We start from the raw sequence: 20,576 nt of genomic DNA, 5'->3' as shown, positions 1-20,576 counted from the left end.
CCCTTCCCTTGTACGTTGCCGGATCGTCAGTAGTCGAATCGCCGCCGTGCGGCGGTCAGTTGAGGACCTGCACCTCGGCGACCTTGAGCGTGAACTTCGAGGACTGCGGGATGTCGACATCGAAGACCTTGGCGTTCGGCCCGGTCACGACGACGTGGCCCTGCCAGTTCGCCGTCACGGTGCCGGCGAAGACCCCGTCCTTCTTGGTGCCCGATCCGACGGCGAACGCGTACCCGCAGTCCGGCGACGCGGCGGCGCCGTACTTCGGGTCGTACGGCGTTCCGGGCTTGTCGCAGGTCACCTCGACGCCCGTGTCGAAGGTCCAGGTCACGTTCTTCAGCACGGGCGTGACGGTGACCGAGGCTCCGGGCACCTCGAGCTTCTTCGGATCGGGCGCCCGCACGCCGTCCAGCCAGAGCCAGACCGGCGCCTTGACCACGGCCGTGCCCTTGGGTGCCACGCCGGCGGCCGGCTTCGGGAACTTCATCTCGTGGGCGAGGCTGAGACCGACGGCCGCCAGGTTCAGCACCGGCGGACCGGCCGGCGCGCTCGACTCGAACACGCTCTGGACGCCGTCCGTGCCACCGCCCGTCTGCGGGCAGATCTTCGTGTAGATCGCGCCTTCCGTGGACTTGTGCCCGTCCCACTCCGGCGCGCCCTCCGGCGGCTGGGGGTCCTGCACCCTGAAATAGCAGCCCACGTCGCTGTTGAACCAGCCGCGTTCCGGGTCGTGGCAGGCCCATTCCACCCCGTGGTAGCTGCACACCAGCGGGCCGTCGGACGAGCCGCCGCCACCGCCCGACTGGGTGGAGCCGGGATCGGGGGTCTTGCCGCCGGTGTGGACGTCCGAGCAGATCTTGTCGGGGGCGCACTGGGTGGCACCCCCGCTCGGTGGTTCGTCCGCCGACGCCACCGCCGCCGTGGACAGCAGCAACCCGGCGGACAACGGTGCGAGGATCACGAATCGCCGGGCCCGATAGCGCCTGTTCAGCATGTCCGGTCCACCTCCCGCTTGAAGTCGTAGATCAGCCAACGTGCTTGGAACCAGCGCAGGGACGCCGTCGCCAGGTAGCGGTTCAGCCGTTGGGCCGGATCCTTCGCGGCCCGCGTGACGGCATCGACACGATGCCAGTCGGTCACATCGACGCAGTCCTCGATCACGGCGGTCTGCGGATCGGCTTTGAGGTCAATGGCCTTGACCACCGCGGAATTGCGCGGCGTTCCGGTCATCACCAGTTTGGCGTCGTGAAGTTGGCGGAGTCCGACCAGGACGTCCGACAGTGCGCGTCCGGAGGAGTACGACTCCAGCGAGAATCCGTCCGAATCCGTACGGGCGAAGGCGTCGGCCTGCGCCTGCCACCAGTCCTGATAAGTCTTCAGGGCCAGTCGGCCCATCGCCCCTTCCGGTCCGTCGGTCGGCGCGATCGAGGCGTTTGACGAACCACTCGAAGGAGTTACCGGAGCCGCTCCCGCAACCGTGGGCGCCGTCGCCCCGAGGTGATCGACGGAACCGCCGGAACCACCGCTCGCACAAGCGCCGAGCAGTAACACCAGAATCGCCCCACCGACCCCAACGGCCCCAGGGCGCAACACATTTCCGCGCTGCCGCATGGCCCCACCTCGTCGCGACCGACCCGATCCGTGATCCACGGCCGCCAGAAGAATTCCGCTGTCCCGCCGGTCTTTCCGCTGGGGATCGATTCTTCGCCAACCCACCCCATCACGGCAACACCTCAGGCCCCCTGACCTTACGCGGAAGGCGGTTCCGTCGGGGCACTTTCCCGCCACAGAACGGCCAACAGTTCTTCGGAAAGCGACAATCCGGCCAATGCGCCCCGAACCGCGGCCCGATTGCGCATCAAGAGGCGTCCGCCCTGCGGCGGAACGAGCAGGCGCGCGCCCGGCGCACCCGAACTACCGGCCGACTCCCGCCCGTCCGTCAGTGCCGCCACGGCTGGCTGGAGGTCCGACGGGGCGACGGCCGCGGGGGCACCCGGAACGCCCTGGCGCAGGACGGTGGTCAGCGCCCGGCTGAACGAGCCCTCACCGCCCGGCAGTACGGCGTCCCGGCCGCGTCTGCCCGGGGCGTAGCGCCCGATCCGGCCCCACAGTGGGACGCGCGGGAAGCTCAGCAGCTCACCCGCGCTGTCCTCGCCGCCGCGCTCCAGGGCCGCCCAGGTGTCCCGGTCGGCCACCGCGTCGACCAGCAGCAGCGCCTCCTCCTGGTCGCCGTGCACCATCGCACTGACCACCCAGTCCCAGGCCAGGCCCCTGCGGTAGGCGTTGTCGGGGGTGCTGCCGCCGGTGACCAGGGCGAGCCGGCGCCCGCGCGGGTCGGCCACCAACTGGCCGACCAGGCAGACCACCAGCCAGCGGCCCGGGTGCTGGGCCGCGTCCCGGACGGCGGTGAGCATCGCGTTGGCGTCCGCGTCCGGCGCCGCCGCGGTGACCCGGCAGCCGGCCGCGCCGGTGTCGAAGCACATACCGGGCAGCACCTCGGCGAGCAGCTGGGCCCCGTCCGGCGCGAGCGCCGCACCGCCGAAGGCCCGGTCGGGCCCGCCGTCCGCCCCGATCACCACCAGATCGACCCCACCCGCCATCGGTCTCCCCCTCCTGGCCGGCCCCGGCGCACCCGGGGCCGCCGCCCGCCACTGTGGTGCGCCCGCCGAGCACTTCGCGGGCGAGCCACCGTCCGCGTCACCGCTCGCCGCACCATTCCGGTCCACGTCACCGTTCCGGTCCACGTCGCCGTTCCGGTCCACGTCGCCGTTCCGCCGCCGGGCAGGCTATCGCCCCGGGCGGCCGCCGACGGGGCTCCCGACCCGTCCGCCCAGGGACCATGGGCCCTATCGACGCCCGCGCCGACCGAGGACGATCGGACGCATGGAGCCTGAGGACCGTGTGGAGACCCTGAGCGAGGCCGAGTGCCTGCGACTGCTCAGCACCGTGCCCGTCGGGCGCGTGGTGTACACCGAGCACGCACTGCCGGCCGTCCTGCCGGTCTCCTTCGAGGTCCTGGACGGGCGGCTGGTGCTCGCCGTGCGCCGGGGAAGTACCACCGCGCGCGGGCTTGACGGCACCGTGGTCGCCTTCCAGGCCGATCTGCTGGACCCCCTCACCCGCACCGGTTGGAGCGTGCTGGTGCACGGGCGCTCCGACGTGGTGCGCGACCCCGAGCAGGTGCGGCGGGTGCTGCGTTCCGGCCTGCGGCCGTGGATCGGCGACCCGGAGCCGCTGTTCGTCGCCCTGGTGCCCGAGCTGGTCAGCGGCCGGCGGCTGTTCCCGACCGGGCAGGGCGCCCCGGGGCGCGCCGCGCTGCGGCCGTGAGCAGCTCGGCCGGGGGCTTCCGCTCGGCCTCCTGACAGATACCGGTGGGTAGGCATACGCTTCCGGCGTCCTGACCCCTCCCCGGGCCTGTCCCCCACCAGGAGCGCACCGTGACGACCTTCGCCTCCCTCGCCGAGCTGACCGCCGCCGTCGGCACCGAGCTGGGCACCAGCGAGTGGCACACCATCGAGCAGCGGCAGATCGACCTGTTCGCCGAGGCGACAGGCGACCACCAGTGGATCCACGTCGACCCGGAGCGGGCCAAGGAGAGCCAGTTCGGCTCGACCATCGCGCACGGCTACCTGACCCAGTCGATGATCCCGGTGCTGGCGAAGGAGTGCTACACCGTCGAGGGCGTGCGGATGGCGCTGAACTACGGCTCCGAGAAGGTGCGCTTCCCCGCGCCGGTGCCGGTGGGCACGGCGATCCGGGCCACCGCCGAGCTGCTCTCGGCCACCGAGGTGCCCGGCGGCGTCCAGGCCGTGGTGCGCTTCACCATCAGGAGCGAGCAGAGCGCCAAGCCGCACTGCGTCGCGGAGACGATCACCCGCTTCTACGCCTGACCGGGTGGGGCGGGTACGGCGGGTACGGCGGATACGGCGGATACGGCGGGCCGCGCCGCCGATGCCTGCCGGGTGGGGCGGATACGGCGGTCCCCCGATTGGACCGCGCCGGGCCCTCCACCAGGTCCGGACGGCCCACGGCGAGTAACCTCCGACGAGATGGTTGTCGTATCGCAGCGACCTCGGCCGCTCGCAGTGCCCCGGCCGCCGCTGCGGTGCGCGTCCCGGCACGCCTGGTAGCCGTGACCGTCCTTGGAGGAGCCGTGCCCCGCCCCGCCCCGTGGTTCTCCCGCCTCGCCGGTCTGTCCTCGCAGTTCGCCCCGCCGCCCGCGGGCCCCGCCACCGACCGAGCCGCCGAGCGCGCCGTCCCCGGACTGGCCGGGCTGCCCCGGGCCGCCTGGCACCGGGTCCGGACCGACGCGTTCGGCGCCGAACCCCGGGGCGAGCGGCTGGCCCGGATCCGCCGCTCCCCGCAGTTCGCCGACGGCGCCTTCCGCAACCCGGTGCCGACCCGCCGCCTGGTGTACGAACGCAGCCCGCTGGAGATCACCCGCGCCCAGCTGACCGGGGACAAGACCCTCCGGTTCCCGGGCGCCGCCGTACCCGTGCACCGGCTGCTCCCGGCCGACCTGGCCACACCGCCGGAGTCCGGGCTGCGGCTGACCTGGCTGGGCCACGCCACCGTGCTCGCCGAGATCGGCGGGCGGCGCGTCCTGCTCGACCCGGTCTGGGGCGAGCGCTGCTCCCCGTTCGCCTGGACCGGCCCCAAGCGGCTGCACCCGGTGCCGCTGCCGCTCTCCGAACTCGGGCCGGTGGACGTGGTCGTGGTCTCCCACGACCACTACGACCACCTGGACATGGCCACCATCCGGGCACTGATCGGGACGGAGGCCGTGTTCGCCGTACCGCTCGGGGTCGGGGCGCACCTGGAGCACTGGGGCGTGCCGGCCGAGCGGATCGTCGAGCTGGACTGGTGGGAGTCCGCCGAGGTCGCCGGACTGACCCTGACCGCCACGCCGGCCCGCCACTACTGCAGCCGCGGCCCGCGCACCAGCGCCCTGTTCCTGTGGGCCTCCTGGGTGGTGTCCGGCGGCGGGCACCGGCTCTTCCACAGCGGGGACACCGGCTACTTCCCGGGCTTCGCCGAGATCGGCCGCCGGCTCGGCCCGTTCGACGCGACGATGGTGCAGGTCGGCGCGTACAGCGACTTCTGGCCCGAGGTGCACATGACGCCCGAGGAGGGCGTGCGGGCGCACCTGGACCTGGGCGGCGAGCTGCTGCTGCCGATCCACTGGTGCACGTTCAACCTCGCGCTGCACCCCTGGGAGGAGCCCGCCGAGCGGGCGGTCGCCGCCGCCCAGGCGCTCGGCGCCCGCCTCGCGATGCCCCGGCCGGGCAAGCCCTTCGAGCCCGCCGACCCGCCCGCGCTGCGCCTGTGGTGGCGCGCCGTCACCGCCGCCCCGCGCAGCTTCGAACCTCCGGTCGTCGGCGAGCGGGAAGCCGTGGCAGGGACGGCTCCGGAGACGGCCGCGGTGCGCGAAGAGGTGACGGAGTTCAGCTGACAACTTTCAGCGGACAGAGTTCAGCGAACAGATTTCAACATCTGTTCGCTGAACGTTGTCACCGACCGAGGGGTCTGGCAGTCCCATCGGAACGACGCACGACTGAAACGTGTTCTACCACCCCCTCCGTCAAACCCCCACCCCGGCCGAGTTACCCACGTCACACCACGACACGGTTGGCTTCTGCCACTATGGCCTCGTGACCGACCTGACCGAACCGCCCGTCCGGGCCGCCCGGGACGCCCACCCGACCTCCCCGTTCGCCGAGCTGCTGGAGCTCGAGCAGCTGGACGAGAACACGTTCCGGGGCTACTGCCACGCCGGTGCCCCGATGCGCGCCTTCGGCGGCCACGTCGCCGCGCAGGCGCTCGTCGCCGCCGGGCGCACCTGCGAGGACCGGCGCCCGGTGCACTCGCTGCACGGCTACTTCCTGCTGCCGGGCACCCCGACCCGACCGATCGACTACGTGGTCGAGCGGGTGCGCGAGGGCATCTCGTACACCACCCGCCGGGTGACGGCCATGCAGAAGCGGAACGAGATCTTCTCGCTCTCCGTCTCCCTCAAGCACCCCGAGCCGGGCGGCGACCGCCGCCGCGAGATGCCGCCGCTGCCCGCCCCGGAGTCCCTGCCGGACGCCGTCGCCGAGGCCCCGGAGGAGGTCCGCAGGATGGTGGCGGCCAGCGGCGGCTTCCGCGACCTCGACGTGCGCTTCGTCCCGCCGGGGTCGCCCGGGGTGCCGCCGTCCGTCCCCGGACTGCTCCAGCAGTTCGTCTGGATGCGCACCGCCTCCCCACTTCCGGACGGCGACCCGCTGCTGCACGCCGGCGCGCTCACCTACCTGTCCGACCTCACCCTGGCCTCCACCGCCGGGCTGGACGAGCAGCCGAACTTCTTCCAACGCACCGAGCCGCCCACGCTGCTGATGGCCTCGCTGGACCACGCGATGTGGTTCCACCGCCCGTTCCGGGCCGACGAGTGGCTGCTGTTCGCCCAGCGCAGCCCGTCCTCCTCGGACGGCCGCGGCCTGGCGCTCGGCGAGTTCTACGACCGGGACGGCCGGCTGGTCGCCTCGGCCGTCCAGGAGGCGCTGATCCGCCGGCAGTCGTAGCGCCTCCGGGCCCCGGTGACCTACCGGCGAACGGAAGGCGGCCGGTCGGCGTCATACTCCTGAGCGGCCCTGGCCCGTATCATGGTGCGGGTGACCAAGGTTGACCTGTCACCACGGCCGGTGGAGGCCATGTCTCCACGTCAGCTCCAACGCCGCGAAAGCCTGATCGCGGCCGCGCTCGCCCTGGTGAACGAGATCGGCGTCGAGCGGCTGCAGATGAAGCAGGTCTGCGAGCGGTCCGGAGTCGCCCTGGGGACGGCGTACCGCTACTTCTCCTCCAAGGACCACCTCCTGGCGGCGGCGATCGCCGAGTGGCACCGCCTGCTGCTGGCCGACCTGGTGGCCGAGCTGCGCGGGCCCCGGGCCGGGCCGGGGGCCACCGACCGGGCGGTCCGGTTCGTCCGGGGCGGGATGCGGGCCTACCAGCGGCAGCCCGAACTCGCCCGGCTGCGGGTGGCCGTGGCGGCCTCCACCGATCCCTTCGCCAGCGAGGCGCTGCAAGGCATGGCCCGGGCCGACAGCACTGCCCTGCAGGCGGTGACGGCCGAAGTGCCGGCCGCGTCCAGCGACCTGGTGCGGCACATCGTCGCCCACGCCTGGCAGGGCGAGCTGACCGCCTGGGTGACCGGCCGCACCACCCTCGGGGACGCCAGACGGCGCCTGGAGGACGTGGTGCGGCTGGTGCTGACCCCGTACGAAACGCGGTACCCGGCCCCGTACGAGGTCCACTCCACCGGCTGAGCCCCGCCCGGCCCGGGGTGCGGACCACCGACCGACCCTCAGGCGGGTCGGTCGACGGGCCGGCCCCGGGGCGGGTTCAGACCACCGTCACCGGGTGGGCCACCACCGCGCCGAACAGGTAGCCCTCCCGGTTGAACGCCGCCCGCTCGGGCTGGCTGTTGCCCCGGCGGTCCGTCGCGCGGGCGCGCAGCTCGTACCGGCCGGGCCGCTCGGGGTGCCAGTCGAAGCTCCAGCGCGTCCAGTCGTCGGCGTGCGACCCGCCGTGCAGCGCGGCGCGCCGCCAGGTCCGGCCGCCGTCGGTGCTCACTTCGACCCGGCGCACCGCCGCCGCGCCGGACCACGAACGCCCGTGCAACCGGTGGCCGTGGCCGGCCTCCAGTACCGCGCCCGGGGCCAGCTCGAACGCGCTGCGGACCACCTGCGCGGAGAGCGGCTCGCTACCGCCGGGCGGGTAGTCGGGGCCGAACATCCGGTAGAAGTCGGTGTTCCACGGTGACTGGAGCGGGTGGTCGGCGACTTCGATGGTGCCGACCCACTTGATCGAGGCGATCCCCACCCAGCCGGGTACCACCAGCCGCAGCGGCGCACCGTGGTCGGGGGTCAGCGGCTCCTCGTTCATCTCGTACGCGAGCAGCGCGTCCTCCAGCGCCTTGGCGACCGGCAGCGGGCGGCGCACCGGGCCGTGGTTGACGCCGTCGACCACGTAGTCCGCGTCCAGCCCGGTCGGCAGCACGTCGACCGCCGCCCCGGTCAGCCCGGCCGCCCGCAGCACCTCCGCCAGCCGCACGCCCCGCCAGGCCGCCGAGCCGATCCCGCCGAGCGTCCACGGCGTGCCCGGGACGCACTGGCCCTGCTGACGGCGGAAGTAGTCACGGCCGTTTCCGGCGCACTCGATCACCGCGCTGATCCGGGTCGCGGGCAGCGCGCGCAGGCCTGCCAGGTCGAACTCCACCGGCCGCTCGGCCGTCGGGGCACCGCGCAGGCCGCTGCCGAACAGCCGCAGCCGCCAGGTGTCGGGGTCGATCAGCGGGGTGCCGGTGTGGTTGCGGACGAAGAACCGCTCCACCGGCACGTGCCGGCCGACGGCGGCCCCGCCCTCGGCGTCGCGCAGGGCCTCCCAGCGCATCTCGGCGTTGGTGCCGTGCGGGACGAACCACTCGGCGGGCAGCGGCTTGACGATTCCCGACGCGTCGTTGTCGGACCTGACGTGTCCCGACGCGACGTCACCGGAGCCGGGGCTTCCGGTCGTGACATCACTGAAGCTGACATCACTGAAGCTGACATTGCCGGAGCTGACATTGCCGGAGCTGACGTTTCCGGACATGGGGCCTGGGCACCTCCTCGGCGACCGCCCGGCCCGGGGCAACTCCGGCGCGGCCGACGCGGGCACGGTGAGCGCCCCGGCGGCGGAGAGCGTTCGTACGGTGTCCGAACGGCCTCCCTGGTCTCAGCGTAGGCCTTCCGGCGCGGTACGTAACCATGGCGGCGGTGGCGGGAGCGGGTTCCGGGCGTGTCGGCGGGTTGCCGTCGAACCCGCATCAGGCCCGTGCGCTTGACCTTCTCACCGGTGTGAACACCTACCGTCCTCGCTGTCGGAGGAATCACCGTCCACGAAGGAGCGAAGCCATGCCTTCCGCCCCCGCCCCGCTCGCCCGGATCGTCCAGGGTTCCGGCCCCGGCCTGCTGCTCGCCCACGGTGCCGGCGGCAGCGCCCGGGACAACTGGGGCCCGCTGCTGCCCGACCTCGCCGTCCACCGCACCGTCGTCGCCCCCGACTTCCCCGGCTCCGGCGACAGTCCGTACGAGCCCGGCCGGCTCACCCTGGACGACCTGGCCGAGCGGCTGGTCGCCGCCGCCGACGCGGAGGGCCTGGACACCTTCGACCTGGCCGGCTACTCGCTCGGCGCCGCCGTCGCCGTCCGGATCACCACCCGCCACCCCGAGCGGGTCCGCTCACTGCTGCTGCTCGCGGGCGTGGCCGGCGGCTCGGCGCGGATGCGGATCCTCTCCGAGCTGATCGTCGACCTCGAGGAGCGGCCCGACGACCTGGCCCGGCTGGTACTCGCCGTCACGTTCGCCGGGTCCTGGGTGGACGCCCTGCCCGCCGAACAGCTCGCGGGGCTGGGGGAGGCGCTCAAGTCCCCGCAGCCGGCCGGTTTCCGGCAGCAGTTCCGGCTCGCCGGCGAGGCCGACGTGCGCGCGGAGCTGGCGGCGATAGCCGTGCCGGCCCTGGTCGTCGGCACCGCCGAGGACATGCTCGTCCCGCCGTCCCAGCACCGCCTGCTGGCCGAGGGCATCCCCGGCGCGCGCTTCGCCCAACTCGCCACCGGCCACCTGCCGATGGTCGAGGCGCTGCCCGAACTGCGCGACGTGGTACTGGAGTTCGTCAAGGGCCTCGGAAAGGACTGAACGGGCGGGGGCGGCGGCGGGAACACCCCGGCCGGCTGCGACGTTCGGCCGATCATGCGCATCGGAGAACTCGCCCGCCTGACCGGGGTGTCCACCCGGCTGCTCCGCTACTACGAGGAGCAGGGCCTGCTCCGGCCCGCCCGCACGACGGCCGGCTACCGCGAGTACGGCGAGCAGGACACCGTACGGGTGCGGCAGGTCCGCAGCCTGCTCGCGGCCGGTCTGAGCACCCGGGTCATCGCCGAGCTGCTGCCGTGCGCCGCCGGCCCGGTCCCCGTCCTGGAGGCCTGCCCGAACCTGCTCGCCACCCTGCGCGGCGAACTCGCCGACCTGGACGCCCGGATCGACGACCTCACCCGCAGCCGCCGGGCGCTCTCCCACTACCTCACGACCGCGCACGATCCGGCCGAGGAGCTCGCCGCCTGACGGGACGCAGGCCCGCACCCGCCGCCTCCCCGGCGCGCCCTCCCGCCGCTCGCGGAACCGACTGGACACAGTGCGACATACAGATCGAATCCCGTATGTCGAGAGGTCCGTCCGATGAGCAGCCAGCCACCGCAGCCCGGCCAGCGCGTGAAGGAGCCCGACGAACCCGCCGCGACCCTCCCCACCGACCGGGCGGTCTTCGGCATCAACGCGGTCCTGGTGCTCGGCTCGGCGACCAGCCTCGGCCTCGGCGCGCTGCAGGTCGCCGACGGCCTCGGGTACGTCACCTCCGTCGCAACACCCAGAACGCCCAGCTGGTCATCATCGGCTCGTGAAGGAGCTCCGCGAGGACCCGGCCGCCGGCCCCTCCCGCTTCCACCCGGCGCACGGCCTGCGGGACGCCGTCCGGGTCGCCGTCCGGGTCGCCGTCGGCGATCAGACCACACCGCGCTGACCTGCGCGTACGCCCCGCTCCCGACGAGTGGGGCGTACGCGGCCAACCGACGCCCAACCCCCCTCCGGACTTCACCCGCGCGTACCGACCGTTCACGCCGCCCTGGAAACCTCCCTGTCATGAACGCCAGCCCTCAGGCGCCCTACCAGGAACCGCGCTTCCCCCTCCCCAAGCGGCACCGCCGCCTGCTCGCCTGCACCGCCGTCCTCGCCTCCATCGCCCTCGGCACCCTGGGCGTCGGCGCCACCGTGGAAACCGTCGACCACGGCCCTCTCGCCAGCGCGACCGCCAGCAAATAGCCGCACCCACCCCTCTCCATCCAGCACCGCCGTCCCGCATCCGGACGCGGTGCTTTTGCTTTCCCCGTCCCGAGACGGACACGGCGGCAGCACACCCGCCGTTCGCCGCGGGGGCGGGGCACGGGCGGGATGCGGCGGTGGGACGCGGGGGCAGGAGATGCAGGAGGTCGGACGCGGCGCAGGGCGCTACGCCCGCTGTTCGGTGCGGGGGCCCGGTGGGGGCGGGACGAAGGGGCCGGGGCGGGAGTGGCGGCCGGTGCCGGGGGTGGGGCGGAGGTCCGGGGCGGGGGCGAAGCGGGCGGCGTGGGGACGCAGGTGCCAGGTCGGGGGGCGCTTGAGCTGGGGGGTGGGGGTGATCAGGCCGAGGCGGTGGAGGAGGTCCAGGGCGTCGCGGCGCAGGGCGGTGCGGTCGGAGAGGTAGCGGGCCGGGAGGCCGTACTCGTCGGCGATGTCGCCGAGGACGCCGTCTATCAGCGCGTCGGCGATCGGGACGTCGCCCTCGGTGGTCTCGCCGGGCAGCGGGCGGACCTCCTCGACCAGGCGCTCGACCAGCAGCACGCTGGCCTGGGCGAGGGTGCCGGCGCCAGGGAGGGCGACATCGGTGAGTTCGGCGGCCGGGTCGAGCAGGGCGACGCCCTCGGCGCGCAGTTCGGCCTCCAGGCCGAGGAATTCGGCGAGCGCGGCGGGACCGCTGAGCCGGTGCTCGTGCAGCCAGGCTCGGCGGTCCTCGGGGAGGTCGGCGGCGAGGACGGCGGGCGTCTCGGCGAGGAGGCGGCGCACGGCGGTGGCGGGCTCGGCCTCGGCGGCACGGCGGATGAGGTCGGCGGCGTCGTCGGCGAGGGCGGGCGGGCCGGCCGGGACGGCGCGGGCGAGTTCGCGATCCACGGTCAGCACGAAGGTGTCGTCGGCGGGGTCGCCCGGCGGATCGCCGAGCACCTGCCACTCGGCCAGCGTGGCGAGCGCCATGTCGAGGTCGGCCGGGTCGGCGGTCAGCCCGGGCGCGGCGGCGCGCATCGCGTCGAGCAGCCGCCGGTACTCGAGTTGCTCAGGCGCGTCGACCAACAGGGCCAGGGCGAGAGCGAGTTGGGCGTAGCCACCGGGGGTGAACGGCGCGCCGGTGACGGGGTGTTCGAGGCGGCGGGCGGTGCCGGGGCCAAGGCCGGCCTTGCAGAGCCGGGCGTGCCAGGGCCCGACCTCGAGGCGGTAGCCGAGCAGGGTGTCGAAGCGCTCGGCGAGCCAGTCGCGGTGACGCCGGATCAGCGGGAAGCCGTCGGCGTGCGGGCCGGAGGCGGTGACCAGCGGGTGGGCGAGCAGCAGCCGGGCGGCGATCCGGCGCTCGGCGGCGGGAAGCTCCTCGCCGGAACGATCCTGCGCGACCGTGACCGCGAGCGGCGGCGGACACGCACTCGCGGCGGTCTCCGGCATCGCCCGGGTGCGCTCGGGCTTGCGGTGCCTGCCGGGCCCGCCCGGCTTGGCGCCTGACCGGACGACGGGCAGCGCGGCGGAGTCCCGCCGGGCGCGGCGCAGTCCGCCGTCGGCGCGGGCCTCTCGGGTACGCGCGGACGCGAGGCCGTGGGCGGTGGGGCCGTGCCACCAGCTGACGTCGGGGTCGGCGGGCTCGGCGGGCGCGCCGAGGTGGCGGGCGGGGTAGAGGCCGAAGGAGGCGGTGCAGAGGTCGTCGGCGGTGCCGGGGGCGGCGGCCGCGAACCAGTGGGCCAGCCGCAGCAGCCCCGGGTCGGGCGAGAGGACCGCGCCGGGCGGGGCACCGGCGGCCTGCGCGTCGTCAGTGACGGCTGCGGGAGCGGTCCCGGGCGCCACGTCGGCCGCATCGGCGCCATCGACCGCATCGACCGCGTCAACGACACCGACGGAATCGACGGCATCGGCCCGCGCGGCTTCGCGTACGGCGAGGACGGCGGCGGCGGTTCCCCGACCTGCCCCGCCCGTACGTCCGTCCGGCCTGCCGGCGGCCACCCGGGTGGCGCCGACCGCGTACTCCTGCTGATCCATGTCGGGGTCCAGCGTAGACGGTGCCCGGGTCACCCGGTGGCAGCAACCGCCCTCCTGAGGAAGTCTCCGCAAGAGCGCTCGAATCGGCCGCCCGCCCTCCGCTCCGAGTCCTCCCGCCACCCCTCGACTCCCCAGCCACCCCGTCACCCGCCGGGCGCCGTCCGGGTTACGCACTGGTAACCCGCCCTTCCGCCGCTTGTTCGGCTCCCTTAGGGTCGGTGCGGATCCCCCCACCGCCCGACCGTCGGAGGCCGCGCCAGCATGAGCATTCGTACGACCACCCGTGCCGTCCTCGGCGCGCGCCTGCGTTCGGCCACCGGCCTGCTGGGCGGCTTCGCGGCCACCTCGGCAACGCATCTGGGCTCGATCCTGTCCGGCGCGTCGGTACTGCAGAACGCCACCAAGCCGGCGCTGATGCCGCTGCTGGCCGCGCACAGCGTGGCGGCGGCCAGGACCGCCGAGCGGGAGGCGCCCAAGCTGCTGGCGCCGGCGCTGCTGCTGAGCGCGGGCGGCGACGTACTGCTCCAGCTGAAGAACGACCCCGCGTTCCTCGCCGGCATGGGCTCCTTCGCGGCGGCGCACGTCTGCTACGTGACGATGTTCGTCCAGCGTGGCGCGCTCACCGACCGCCGTCGGGCCCTGGTGGTCGCGGCCGCGTACGCGACGGCCTGGGTGGCGCTGGTGGGCCGGCTCTGGCCGGACCTCGGGGACCTGCGGGTCCCGGTGGCCGGCTACAGCCTGCTGCTCGCCTCGACGGCCGTCACCTCGGCCGGGCTGGGCCGGCGGACCGGGTTGGGCGGGGCACTGTTCCTGCTCTCCGACACGCTGATCGCCACCAAGCTGGCGAAGTGGCGGGAGCTGCCGGGGCATCAGTTCTGGATCATGGCGACCTATGTGCTGGCCCAGTACCTGCTGGCGAGCGGCCTGCTCGCGCACGAGGACGGGCTCACGCGGGAGACGGGGCTCACGCAGGAGCCCGGGTTCGCGTGGCAGGGCCCGCAGGGGCAGCAGGCCTGACAGGGCGCCGCGCCGCCGGACCCGTCAGGGTCCGGCGGCGCGGCGCTGCGGCGCGAAGGGGGTGAGGGCCGTCAGGCACCGCGCCTCCGAAGCAGCCAGAAGCCGCCGACACCTCCCGCGACCAGCGCGAGACCGCCGGCCAGCTCCGCCGGGTCCTCCACGACCGAGCCGCCGAGGCCGGTCTGCACGGCACCGTGCGGGGCGACCTGCTGGCTGCCGGCGCCGGACTGCCCGAGCGAGCCGGCCCACTCCCCCGCCGCCTTGCCCCAGTCGCCGAGGCTCTTGTCGGGAGTGGTGGTGGCGGCGACGGTGGTGACCGTCACGGTGGTGGAGAAGGCGCCGCCGTCCGGGCAGGTGCCGTCGACCTTGCTGTCCCCGGAGTGCTGGGAGGCCAGCCGGGCGGAGCCGGTGTGCTTGCCGTCGGAGCCCAGGGTGAGGGTCGCCGGGCCGCCCTCGAAGGCGGCGGAGCGGGCGGTGATGGTCTTGGCGTCGGGCTTGTCCGACTTCTCGCAGGAGACCGTGACCGTCACGGTCTGGCCCGGTGCGGCCTGGGACGGGCTGACCGAGGCCGCGCCGTCCCTGGCGGAAGCGAGGGGGGCCGTCAGGCCGGTCAGCGCCGTCGCGCCGATCAGGGCGGCGGCGGCCGTACGCAAGGGGCGCATGCCGGAACCTCCGGGATTCTCGGGCGCAGCCGGGGACTCCCATGTCCACGTAGTCGATCAACTGCACCCGGTCATTCACCGACGGTAGGCACGCGCCCCGCGATCAGCCAGCGCTCAGGACCGTTCGGGTTACGGCCCGCCTACCCGGGGTCACCGGCGACGGGCTCCCGGGCACGGCTCGGCGGCTGACTCATCCGGTGCCACTCAGCCGGCTGACTCATCCGCGCGGCTCACAGGTCGAGGTCCACCACGACCGGCGCGTGGTCCGAGGTGCCCTTGCCCTTGCGGGCCTCGCGGTCGACGTAGCTGTCGGTGACGGCGTCGGCGAAGGCCTTGTTGGCGTAGGTGAGGTCGATCCGCATGCCCCGGTTCTTGGGGAAGGCCAGCTGGCGGTAGTCCCAGTAGGTGTAGGGGTGGTCGTACTTCAGCGGGCGCGGCACCACGTCCTGCAGGCCGATCTCGCCGAGGGCCTCCAGCGCGGCGCGCTCGACCGGGGTGACGTGGGTGAGGCCCTCGAAGGCGGCGACGTCGAAGACGTCCTCGTCGGCCGGGGCGATGTTGAAGTCGCCGAGGACGGCGAACGGACGGGGGCCGGCGGCGTCCTCGACGGAGGCCTTGCGCAGCGCCTCCAGCCACTCCAGCTTGTAGTGGTAGTGCGCGTGGCCGACCTCGCGGCCGTTGGGCACGTAGACCGACCAGACCCGGACCGGGCCGCAGGTGGCGGCGATGGCGCGCGGCTCGACATCGGGCAGCAGGGCGCCGTCGGCGAGGTAGCCGGGCTGGCCGGGCAGGTCGCGCACGACGTCCTCCAGGCCGAGCCGGGAGACGATGGCGACGCCGTTCCACCGGCCGGTGCCGTGCGCGGCCGTCTCGTAGCCGAGCTCGCGGACCTCGTCGTACGGGAAGGCGTCGGCCGCGCACTTGAGCTCCTGGAGGCAGAGCACGTCGGGCTTGGCGCTCTCCAGCCACTCCAGGAGCTTGGGCAGCCGCGCGGTGACGGAGTTGATGTTCCAGGTGGCGATGCGGACGGTCACGGCGGGCGGCCTTCCCGGTGGTTCGGTACGGACGGAGGTACGGACGGAGGTACTGGCGGAGGTACGGACGGGGCGGGCCGACCCTCGTGAGGGAGGCCCACCCCGAACATACCGCCCGCCACTGACAATCCGGACGGCTCAGCACACGGGCGCCGACCCGGTCAGCACACGGGCGCCGACCGGGTCAGCGTGCGGACCGGACCACCGCCGCCGCGCCGCCGCCGCGCCGCACGGGTTCGGCGGCGGCCACCCAGCGTCCGTCCGGCAGCCGTTCCACGCCGGTGGCGGCGCCGATCTCGGCCACACCGGTGAAGGCGTGTCCGAGTGCCTCCAACTCGGCCCGCTCGGGCAGTGCCAGGAAGGCGGGCTCGGCCTGGGTCGCGGCGGTGTTGCGCTGACTGGCGCGCGGCGCGGCGATCGCCTGTTCCAGGCTCAGGCCGCGGTCCAGCCGTCCGAGCAGCACCTGCAGCGTGGTGGTGATGATGGTCGCGCCACCGGGGCTGCCGGTGGCGAGGAAGGGCTCGCCGTCGCGCAGCACGACGGTCGGGGACATCGAGGAGCGCGGCCGCTTGCCCGGGCCCGGCAGGTTGGGGTCGGGAACGCCGGGGGCGAGCGGGGCGAAGTCGAAGTCGGTCAGCTCGTTGTTGAGCAGGAAGCCCCGGCCGGGAACGGTGATTCCGCTGCCGCCGGTCTGCTCGATGGTGAGCGTGTAGGAGACGATGTTGCCCCAGCGGTCGGCGACCGTCAGGTGGGTGGTGTTGGGGCCCTCGTACGGCTCGGCGACGGCCTGGCCGGTGTCGGCGCAGTCCGCCGGGTGGCGCGGGTCGCCGGAGGCGAGCGGGCTGGTGAGCGCGTGGTCGGGGCTGATCAGGCAGGCCCGGGAGGCGGCGTAGCGCTCGGAGAGCAGTTGCTTGGTGGGCACGTCGACGGCGGCCGGGTCGCCGACCCAGCGGTTGCGGTCGGCGAAGGAGATCCGGGAGGCCTCCAGGAAGTGGTGGTAGTACTGCGTGCTGCTGTAGGCGGAGACGTCGCCGCCGTCCTCCAGGATGTTGAGCGCCTCGCCGACGGTGGTGCCGCCGGAGCTGGAGGGGGCCATCGAGTAGACGTCGTAGGCGCCGTGGGCGACGTGGGTGGGCGCCTGGTCGCGGACCCGGTAGGCGGCGAGGTCGGCGGTGTCGACGCTGCCGGGGCGGGCGTTGCGGCCGGAGGCCGGGTCGACCGGCGGGTGCTGCAGGGTGTTGACGATGTCCTCGGCCAACGTGCCCCGGTAGAAGGCCTTCACGCCGTCCTTGGCGAGCAGCCGGTAGGTCGCGGCGAGGTCCGGGTTGCGCAGGACGCTGCCGACCTCGGGGGGCTTGCCGCCGGGCAGGTACAGCTTGGCGGTGGCCGGGAAGTCCTTGAACCTGGCCTGGTTGTCGGCGGTCTGGCTGCGGAAGGTGTCGTCCACGACGAAGCCGCTGTCGGCGATCCGCTCGGCGGGTTCGAGGGTCTGGGCGAGCGAGCGGGTGCCCCACTGGCGGAGTGCGGCGTCCCAGGTGGCCGGGGTGCCGGGGACGCCCACGGAGAGGCCGCTGGTGACGGCGTCGGCGAAGGGCAGCGGTTTGCCGTCCTCCAGGAACAGCCCGGCGTCGGCGCCGCGGGCGGCGGTCTCGCGGCCGTCGATGGTGTGCACCCGACCGGTGGCGTGGTCGTAGTAGACGAAGTACCCGCCGCCGCCGATGCCGGAGGAGTACGGCTCGGTGACCCCGAGGGCCGCCGCGGCGGCGACCGCCGCGTCCACGGCGTTGCCGCCCTTGCGCAGTACCTCGATCCCGGCGGCGGTGGCGTCCGCGTCGACGGTGGCCACCGCTCCGCCCCAGCCCACCGCCTCGGGCGCCTTCGGTGGCGGGGCCGCGGCCCCGGCCGGCAGCGCGGTGGACCAGATCAGTGCGGTGCTGAGCAGCAGTGGTGGTGCCAGACGGGTCAGAACCCTCATCCGAGCCCTCCTGAGTCGACGTCAACTCAGTTGTTCCACAGGCGGGGATGATCCGACAACCACACCATGCTGCTACCGGCGGGTAGTTGACGGGGCAGCGGAGAAGGATCCGGCTTCCGGCCTTTCGGCAGGTCACATTCCGGATGCGATCGTGGTCGATGAGATGAACAGTCGTTCATGCGACGGATAGGTTGCGCGGGAGCCTCACGACTTCCTCACAAAAAGGACCAGCCCCCTCCGTGTATCCGGCCCCGGCATCCCCGCACCCTGTCGCCGCCCCCGCCCGACGCCCCTGGTGGCAGCGGCGCGGCGTGCACATCGCCAGCTTCCTCGTCTTCCCGTTCGCGGCGTTCCTGATCGCGTGGAGCCGGCCGAGGGCGCTCTGGAAGAAACTCCTCAGCACCGCGGTGGCCGCGGTCTGCTGCCTGGCCTGGATCGGCGCCTTGACCGACCCCAAGCCCGCTTCGCACACCCCCGCCCCGGCCGCGGCCACCGCAACGGCGATGGCGACGGCCGAACCGACCCCCACCACGGCCTCGCCCCCGGCCACCCCGACGCCGACGCCGACGCCGACGCCCACGGAGACGCCGTCCGCCGCCCCGACACCCACGCCCGCCGCCACCGTCCAGCAGCCCGGGACCGCCGCCCCTGCCCCGAAGCCCCCGAAGTCCGACCCGCCTGCCGCAACCCGACCGGCCGACGGCGGGTCCTCCACCACCGGCGGCACCTCGACCGGCGGGGGGTCGGCCACCGGCGGCGGCAGCAGCAGCGGTGGCGGTTCCTCGAGCAGCGGCGGATCCGGCACGGGCGGCAGCGCCGGAACCGTGCACCCGGGCTCGTTCTGTTCCCCGGCCGGCGCCACCGGCGTCACCAGCAAGGGCACGCCGATGGTCTGCGGCGCCGGCAGCGACGGCCGCGACCGCTGGAAGGCCGCGGGCTGACACCGCAGAGCGAACAACTGCCAAGCGACAGCCGACAGCCGACAGAGTTCAGAAGACAGATGACAAAATCTGTTCGCTGAACTCTGTCGGCTGAAAGTTGTGCCCCCCTTACAGTGCGGTGCGCTCCACCCGGCGCCGCTTGATGGTGCGGAAGCGCCGGGCGACCTGGCGGGCGAGGTCGGCTGCGCCGACCAGGCCGGCGTCGTTGCCGAGGGCGGCGTGCACGATGGCGGCCTCGGGCCGGAAGCCGCGGCCGGTGAGGGTGCGGCGGAAGGTGTCGCGGGCCGGGCCGAGCAGCAGGTCGCCGGCCTCGGAGACGCCGCCGCCGATGACGAAGCGGCCCGGGTCCAGCCCTGCGGCCAGGTTGGCGATGCCGACGCCCAGCCAGGTGCCGACCTCGTACAGCAGCTCGATGGCGATCGGGTCGCCCTCCTGCGCGGCCTCGGTGACCAGCGGGCCGGTGATGCCCTCGACCGTCCCGCCCGCCCGGGCCAGCAGCGGCTGCACGACCGGGGATTCCTCGGCGACCAGCTCACGCGCGTCGCGCACCAGCGCGTTGCCGGAGGAGTACTGCTCCCAGCAGCCGCGGTTGCCGCACGGGCAGCGGTGGCCGCCGGGCAGGACCTGCATGTGCCCGAACTCGCCCGCCAGCCCGTACTTGCCGCGGTCGACGTAGCCGTCGCGCACCACGGCGCCGCCGATGCCGGTGCCCAGGGTGAGCATCACCATGTGGTCCTCGCCGCGCCCGGCGCCGAAGCGCCACTCGGCCCAGGCGGCCGCGTTGGCGTCGTTCTCCACGATCACCGGGAAGCGCAGCCGCGCACTGAGCACCTCCCGGAGCGGCTCGTTGCGCCAGTTGAGGTGCGGGGCGAACAGCACCCGGGAGCGGTCGGCGTCGACCCAGCCGGCCGCGCCGATGCCGACCGCGTGGACGTCGTGCCGGTCGGCGAGCTGCAGCACCAGCTCGACGATGACGTCCTCGACCACCTTCGGACTCTTGCTCTTGTCCGGTGTGTCGGTGCGCAGCTTCTCCAGCACCTTGCCCTCGCCGTCGACCACCCCGGCGACCACCTTGGTGCCGCCGATGTCGACGCCGATGGTGGGCAGTCGCAGTATCCCCGCGGGCAGGGCGCGGCGGCGGCGTTCGGCGCGCGGGCCGAGGCCGAGCAGGGTGGGCAGGACGGGCGGCCGGCTGCTGCCTTGAGGGCTGGTCACGACTGCGGGGGCTCCTCACGGGAGACGGGTGCGGAGGGACGGGCCAGCTCGTGTGACAGCTCGGCGAGGTCGGAGCCGCCGGCCATCTCGGTGGTGAGCTGTTCCAGGCTGATCTCGGCGCGCGGGTGGCTGCCCGCCATCCGGCCGCGCTTGAGCAGGGTGAAGTGGTCGCCGACCAGGTACGCGTGGTGCGGGTTGTGGGTGATGAGCACGACTCCGAGTCCGGCGTCGCGGGCGGCGGTGACGTACTTGAGCACCACCCCGGACTGCTTGACACCGAGCGCTGCGGTGGGCTCGTCCAGGATCAGTGCCTTGGCGCCGAAGTGCACCGCGCGGGCGATCGCCACGCACTGGCGCTGGCCGCCGGACAGGGTGCCGATGGGCCGGTCGACGTCGTGCAGGTCGATGCCCATCTTGGCGAGCGCCTCGCGGGTGGTGGCACGCATGCTCTCGGCGTCCAGCCGCAGGCCGCCCCAGCGGCGCATGCCCTGTTCGGAGCCGAGGAAGAAGTTGCGCCAGACCGGCATCAGCGGGACGACGGCGAGGTCCTGGTAGACGGTGGCGATGCCGCGGTCCAGGGCCTGGCGCGGGGAGTCCAGGCGGACCTCCTCGCCGCCGACGGTGTAGCTGCCCTCGTCGTGCCGGTGCAGCCCCGAGATGATCTTGATCAGGGTGGACTTGCCGGCGCCGTTGTCGCCGAGCACGCAGCTGATCTCGCCGGCCCGCAGGGTCAGCGAGACGTCCTGGAGGGCCCGGACGGTGCCGTAGCTCTTGCCGACGCCCTCGAGGGAGAGGAGTTCCTCGTTCATCGGAACCTCGCTCATCGGAACCTC

General features: G+C 74.0%; 21 protein-coding genes. 11 read left to right on the top strand and 10 right to left on the bottom strand.

Features of this window, described 5'->3' with window-relative positions; all coding sequences use genetic code 11:
- Positions 1-55: 55 nt before the first annotated feature.
- The 3 genes from ACZ52R_RS17295 to ACZ52R_RS17285 all read right to left on the bottom strand — a co-directional run bounded on the left by ACZ52R_RS17295 (position 56) and on the right by ACZ52R_RS17285 (position 2,600).
- Complete coding sequence (locus ACZ52R_RS17295) at positions 56-994, bottom strand: hypothetical protein (RefSeq protein WP_465662319.1); 939 nt, start codon at positions 992-994, stop codon at positions 56-58.
- Positions 988-1,611 carry a hypothetical protein gene (locus ACZ52R_RS17290; protein ID WP_465619815.1) on the bottom strand — a complete coding sequence of 208 codons (624 nt, stop codon included), beginning with the start codon at positions 1,609-1,611 and terminating at the stop codon, positions 988-990. The genes ACZ52R_RS17295 and ACZ52R_RS17290 overlap by 7 nt, the downstream gene beginning before the upstream one ends.
- Positions 1,612-1,748: 137 nt before the next feature.
- Positions 1,749-2,600 (bottom strand): hypothetical protein, encoded by an 852-nt coding sequence (locus tag ACZ52R_RS17285; RefSeq protein WP_465753684.1) that lies wholly within the window; start codon positions 2,598-2,600, stop codon positions 1,749-1,751.
- Between the two features lie 283 nt (positions 2,601-2,883).
- Between ACZ52R_RS17285 and ACZ52R_RS17280 the strand changes: the two genes are divergently transcribed.
- From ACZ52R_RS17280 to ACZ52R_RS17260, 5 genes are all read left to right on the top strand, one after another.
- A complete protein-coding gene (locus tag ACZ52R_RS17280) occupies positions 2,884-3,327 on the top strand; it encodes a pyridoxamine 5'-phosphate oxidase family protein (RefSeq protein WP_465619811.1) in 444 nt (147 codons plus the stop codon).
- 110 nt (positions 3,328-3,437) lie between these two features.
- Complete coding sequence (locus tag ACZ52R_RS17275) at positions 3,438-3,890, top strand: MaoC family dehydratase (protein ID WP_465753683.1); 453 nt, start codon at positions 3,438-3,440, stop codon at positions 3,888-3,890.
- Between the two features lie 374 nt (positions 3,891-4,264).
- A complete protein-coding gene (locus ACZ52R_RS17270; protein ID WP_465662366.1) occupies positions 4,265-5,452 on the top strand; it encodes an MBL fold metallo-hydrolase in 1,188 nt (395 codons plus the stop codon).
- A gap of 199 nt (positions 5,453-5,651) precedes the next feature.
- The gene (locus ACZ52R_RS17265) at positions 5,652-6,560 is read left to right on the top strand and encodes an acyl-CoA thioesterase (protein ID WP_465619809.1); all 909 of its coding nucleotides are present in this window, start codon (positions 5,652-5,654) and stop codon (positions 6,558-6,560) included.
- Between the two features lie 90 nt (positions 6,561-6,650).
- On the top strand, positions 6,651-7,301 hold the full coding sequence (locus tag ACZ52R_RS17260; RefSeq protein ID WP_465619807.1) for a TetR/AcrR family transcriptional regulator: 651 nt from the start codon (positions 6,651-6,653) through the stop codon (positions 7,299-7,301).
- Positions 7,302-7,377: 76 nt separating this feature from the next.
- On the opposite strand, the gene ACZ52R_RS17255 is transcribed toward ACZ52R_RS17260, so the two are convergent.
- Positions 7,378-8,625, bottom strand: coding sequence for a sulfite oxidase (locus ACZ52R_RS17255; protein WP_465753682.1), 1,248 nt, complete (start codon positions 8,623-8,625; stop codon positions 7,378-7,380).
- A gap of 302 nt (positions 8,626-8,927) precedes the next feature.
- Here ACZ52R_RS17255 and ACZ52R_RS17250 point away from each other — a divergent pair, with 302 nt between their 5' ends.
- From ACZ52R_RS17250 to ACZ52R_RS17235, 4 genes are all read left to right on the top strand, one after another.
- Positions 8,928-9,710 (top strand): alpha/beta fold hydrolase, encoded by a 783-nt coding sequence (locus tag ACZ52R_RS17250; protein ID WP_465753681.1) that lies wholly within the window; start codon positions 8,928-8,930, stop codon positions 9,708-9,710.
- A gap of 54 nt (positions 9,711-9,764) precedes the next feature.
- Positions 9,765-10,136, top strand: coding sequence for a MerR family transcriptional regulator (locus ACZ52R_RS17245; RefSeq protein WP_465619802.1), 372 nt, complete (start codon positions 9,765-9,767; stop codon positions 10,134-10,136).
- Positions 10,137-10,467: 331 nt separating this feature from the next.
- On the top strand, positions 10,468-10,590 hold the full coding sequence (locus ACZ52R_RS17240) for a hypothetical protein (RefSeq protein WP_465662311.1): 123 nt from the start codon (positions 10,468-10,470) through the stop codon (positions 10,588-10,590).
- Between the two features lie 119 nt (positions 10,591-10,709).
- Positions 10,710-10,889 carry a hypothetical protein gene (locus tag ACZ52R_RS17235; protein ID WP_465619798.1) on the top strand — a complete coding sequence of 60 codons (180 nt, stop codon included), beginning with the start codon at positions 10,710-10,712 and terminating at the stop codon, positions 10,887-10,889.
- Between the two features lie 186 nt (positions 10,890-11,075).
- Here ACZ52R_RS17235 and ACZ52R_RS17230 read toward each other — a convergent pair whose 3' ends face one another.
- Positions 11,076-12,899, bottom strand: coding sequence for a DUF2398 family protein (locus ACZ52R_RS17230; protein ID WP_465753680.1), 1,824 nt, complete (start codon positions 12,897-12,899; stop codon positions 11,076-11,078).
- Positions 12,900-13,160: 261 nt separating this feature from the next.
- On the opposite strand from ACZ52R_RS17230, the gene ACZ52R_RS17225 reads away from it, so the two are divergent.
- The gene (locus ACZ52R_RS17225; RefSeq protein WP_465753679.1) at positions 13,161-13,916 is read left to right on the top strand and encodes a lysoplasmalogenase; all 756 of its coding nucleotides are present in this window, start codon (positions 13,161-13,163) and stop codon (positions 13,914-13,916) included.
- Positions 13,917-13,987: 71 nt separating this feature from the next.
- Here ACZ52R_RS17225 and ACZ52R_RS17220 read toward each other — a convergent pair whose 3' ends face one another.
- The 3 genes from ACZ52R_RS17220 to ggt all read right to left on the bottom strand — a co-directional run bounded on the left by ACZ52R_RS17220 (position 13,988) and on the right by ggt (position 17,587).
- On the bottom strand, positions 13,988-14,578 hold the full coding sequence (locus ACZ52R_RS17220) for a hypothetical protein (RefSeq protein WP_465619792.1): 591 nt from the start codon (positions 14,576-14,578) through the stop codon (positions 13,988-13,990).
- Positions 14,579-14,808: 230 nt separating this feature from the next.
- On the bottom strand, positions 14,809-15,612 hold the full coding sequence (locus ACZ52R_RS17215; RefSeq protein ID WP_360489957.1) for an exodeoxyribonuclease III: 804 nt from the start codon (positions 15,610-15,612) through the stop codon (positions 14,809-14,811).
- Between the two features lie 184 nt (positions 15,613-15,796).
- Positions 15,797-17,587: a gamma-glutamyltransferase gene (gene ggt / locus ACZ52R_RS17210; protein ID WP_465619790.1), complete on the bottom strand. Its 1,791-nt coding sequence runs from the start codon at positions 17,585-17,587 to the stop codon at positions 15,797-15,799.
- Between the two features lie 239 nt (positions 17,588-17,826).
- Here ggt and ACZ52R_RS17205 point away from each other — a divergent pair, with 239 nt between their 5' ends.
- Complete coding sequence (locus ACZ52R_RS17205) at positions 17,827-18,528, top strand: hypothetical protein (protein WP_465753678.1); 702 nt, start codon at positions 17,827-17,829, stop codon at positions 18,526-18,528.
- Positions 18,529-18,636: 108 nt separating this feature from the next.
- On the opposite strand, the gene ACZ52R_RS17200 is transcribed toward ACZ52R_RS17205, so the two are convergent.
- Positions 18,637-19,743, bottom strand: a complete 1,107-nt coding sequence (locus ACZ52R_RS17200) for an ROK family glucokinase (protein ID WP_360489963.1) — start codon at positions 19,741-19,743, stop codon at positions 18,637-18,639.
- Positions 19,740-20,567, bottom strand: coding sequence for an ATP-binding cassette domain-containing protein (locus tag ACZ52R_RS17195; protein WP_465662303.1), 828 nt, complete (start codon positions 20,565-20,567; stop codon positions 19,740-19,742). Before ACZ52R_RS17195 ends, ACZ52R_RS17200 begins: the two co-directional genes overlap by 4 nt.
- Between the last annotated feature and the right edge of the window lie 9 nt (positions 20,568-20,576).

The sequence above is a fragment of the Kitasatospora sp. NPDC034023 genome (genome assembly GCF_055575795.1).
Note: the sequence above shows the minus strand (reverse complement) of the source record. Positions and strands in the feature narration are given on the sequence as shown.

Excerpts from the sequence above, each read along its gene's own strand:
- ACZ52R_RS17295 (WP_465662319.1), bottom strand. The coding sequence starts at position 994 with ATGCTGAACAGGCGCTATCGGGCCCGGCGATTCGTGATCCTCGCACCG.
- ACZ52R_RS17290 (WP_465619815.1), bottom strand. The coding sequence starts at position 1,611 with ATGCGGCAGCGCGGAAATGTGTTGCGCCCTGGGGCCGTTGGGGTCGGT.
- ACZ52R_RS17285 (WP_465753684.1), bottom strand. The coding sequence starts at position 2,600 with ATGGCGGGTGGGGTCGATCTGGTGGTGATCGGGGCGGACGGCGGGCCC.
- ACZ52R_RS17280 (WP_465619811.1), top strand. The coding sequence starts at position 2,884 with ATGGAGCCTGAGGACCGTGTGGAGACCCTGAGCGAGGCCGAGTGCCTG.
- ACZ52R_RS17255 (WP_465753682.1), bottom strand. The coding sequence starts at position 8,625 with ATGTCCGGAAACGTCAGCTCCGGCAATGTCAGCTCCGGCAATGTCAGC.
- ACZ52R_RS17250 (WP_465753681.1), top strand. The coding sequence starts at position 8,928 with ATGCCTTCCGCCCCCGCCCCGCTCGCCCGGATCGTCCAGGGTTCCGGC.
- ACZ52R_RS17245 (WP_465619802.1), top strand. The coding sequence starts at position 9,765 with ATGCGCATCGGAGAACTCGCCCGCCTGACCGGGGTGTCCACCCGGCTG.
- ACZ52R_RS17235 (WP_465619798.1), top strand. The coding sequence starts at position 10,710 with ATGAACGCCAGCCCTCAGGCGCCCTACCAGGAACCGCGCTTCCCCCTC.
- ACZ52R_RS17230 (WP_465753680.1), bottom strand. The coding sequence starts at position 12,899 with ATGGATCAGCAGGAGTACGCGGTCGGCGCCACCCGGGTGGCCGCCGGC.
- ACZ52R_RS17225 (WP_465753679.1), top strand. The coding sequence starts at position 13,161 with ATGAGCATTCGTACGACCACCCGTGCCGTCCTCGGCGCGCGCCTGCGT.
- ACZ52R_RS17220 (WP_465619792.1), bottom strand. The coding sequence starts at position 14,578 with ATGCGCCCCTTGCGTACGGCCGCCGCCGCCCTGATCGGCGCGACGGCG.
- ggt (WP_465619790.1), bottom strand. The coding sequence starts at position 17,587 with ATGAGGGTTCTGACCCGTCTGGCACCACCACTGCTGCTCAGCACCGCA.
- ACZ52R_RS17195 (WP_465662303.1), bottom strand. The coding sequence starts at position 20,567 with ATGAGCGAGGTTCCGATGAACGAGGAACTCCTCTCCCTCGAGGGCGTC.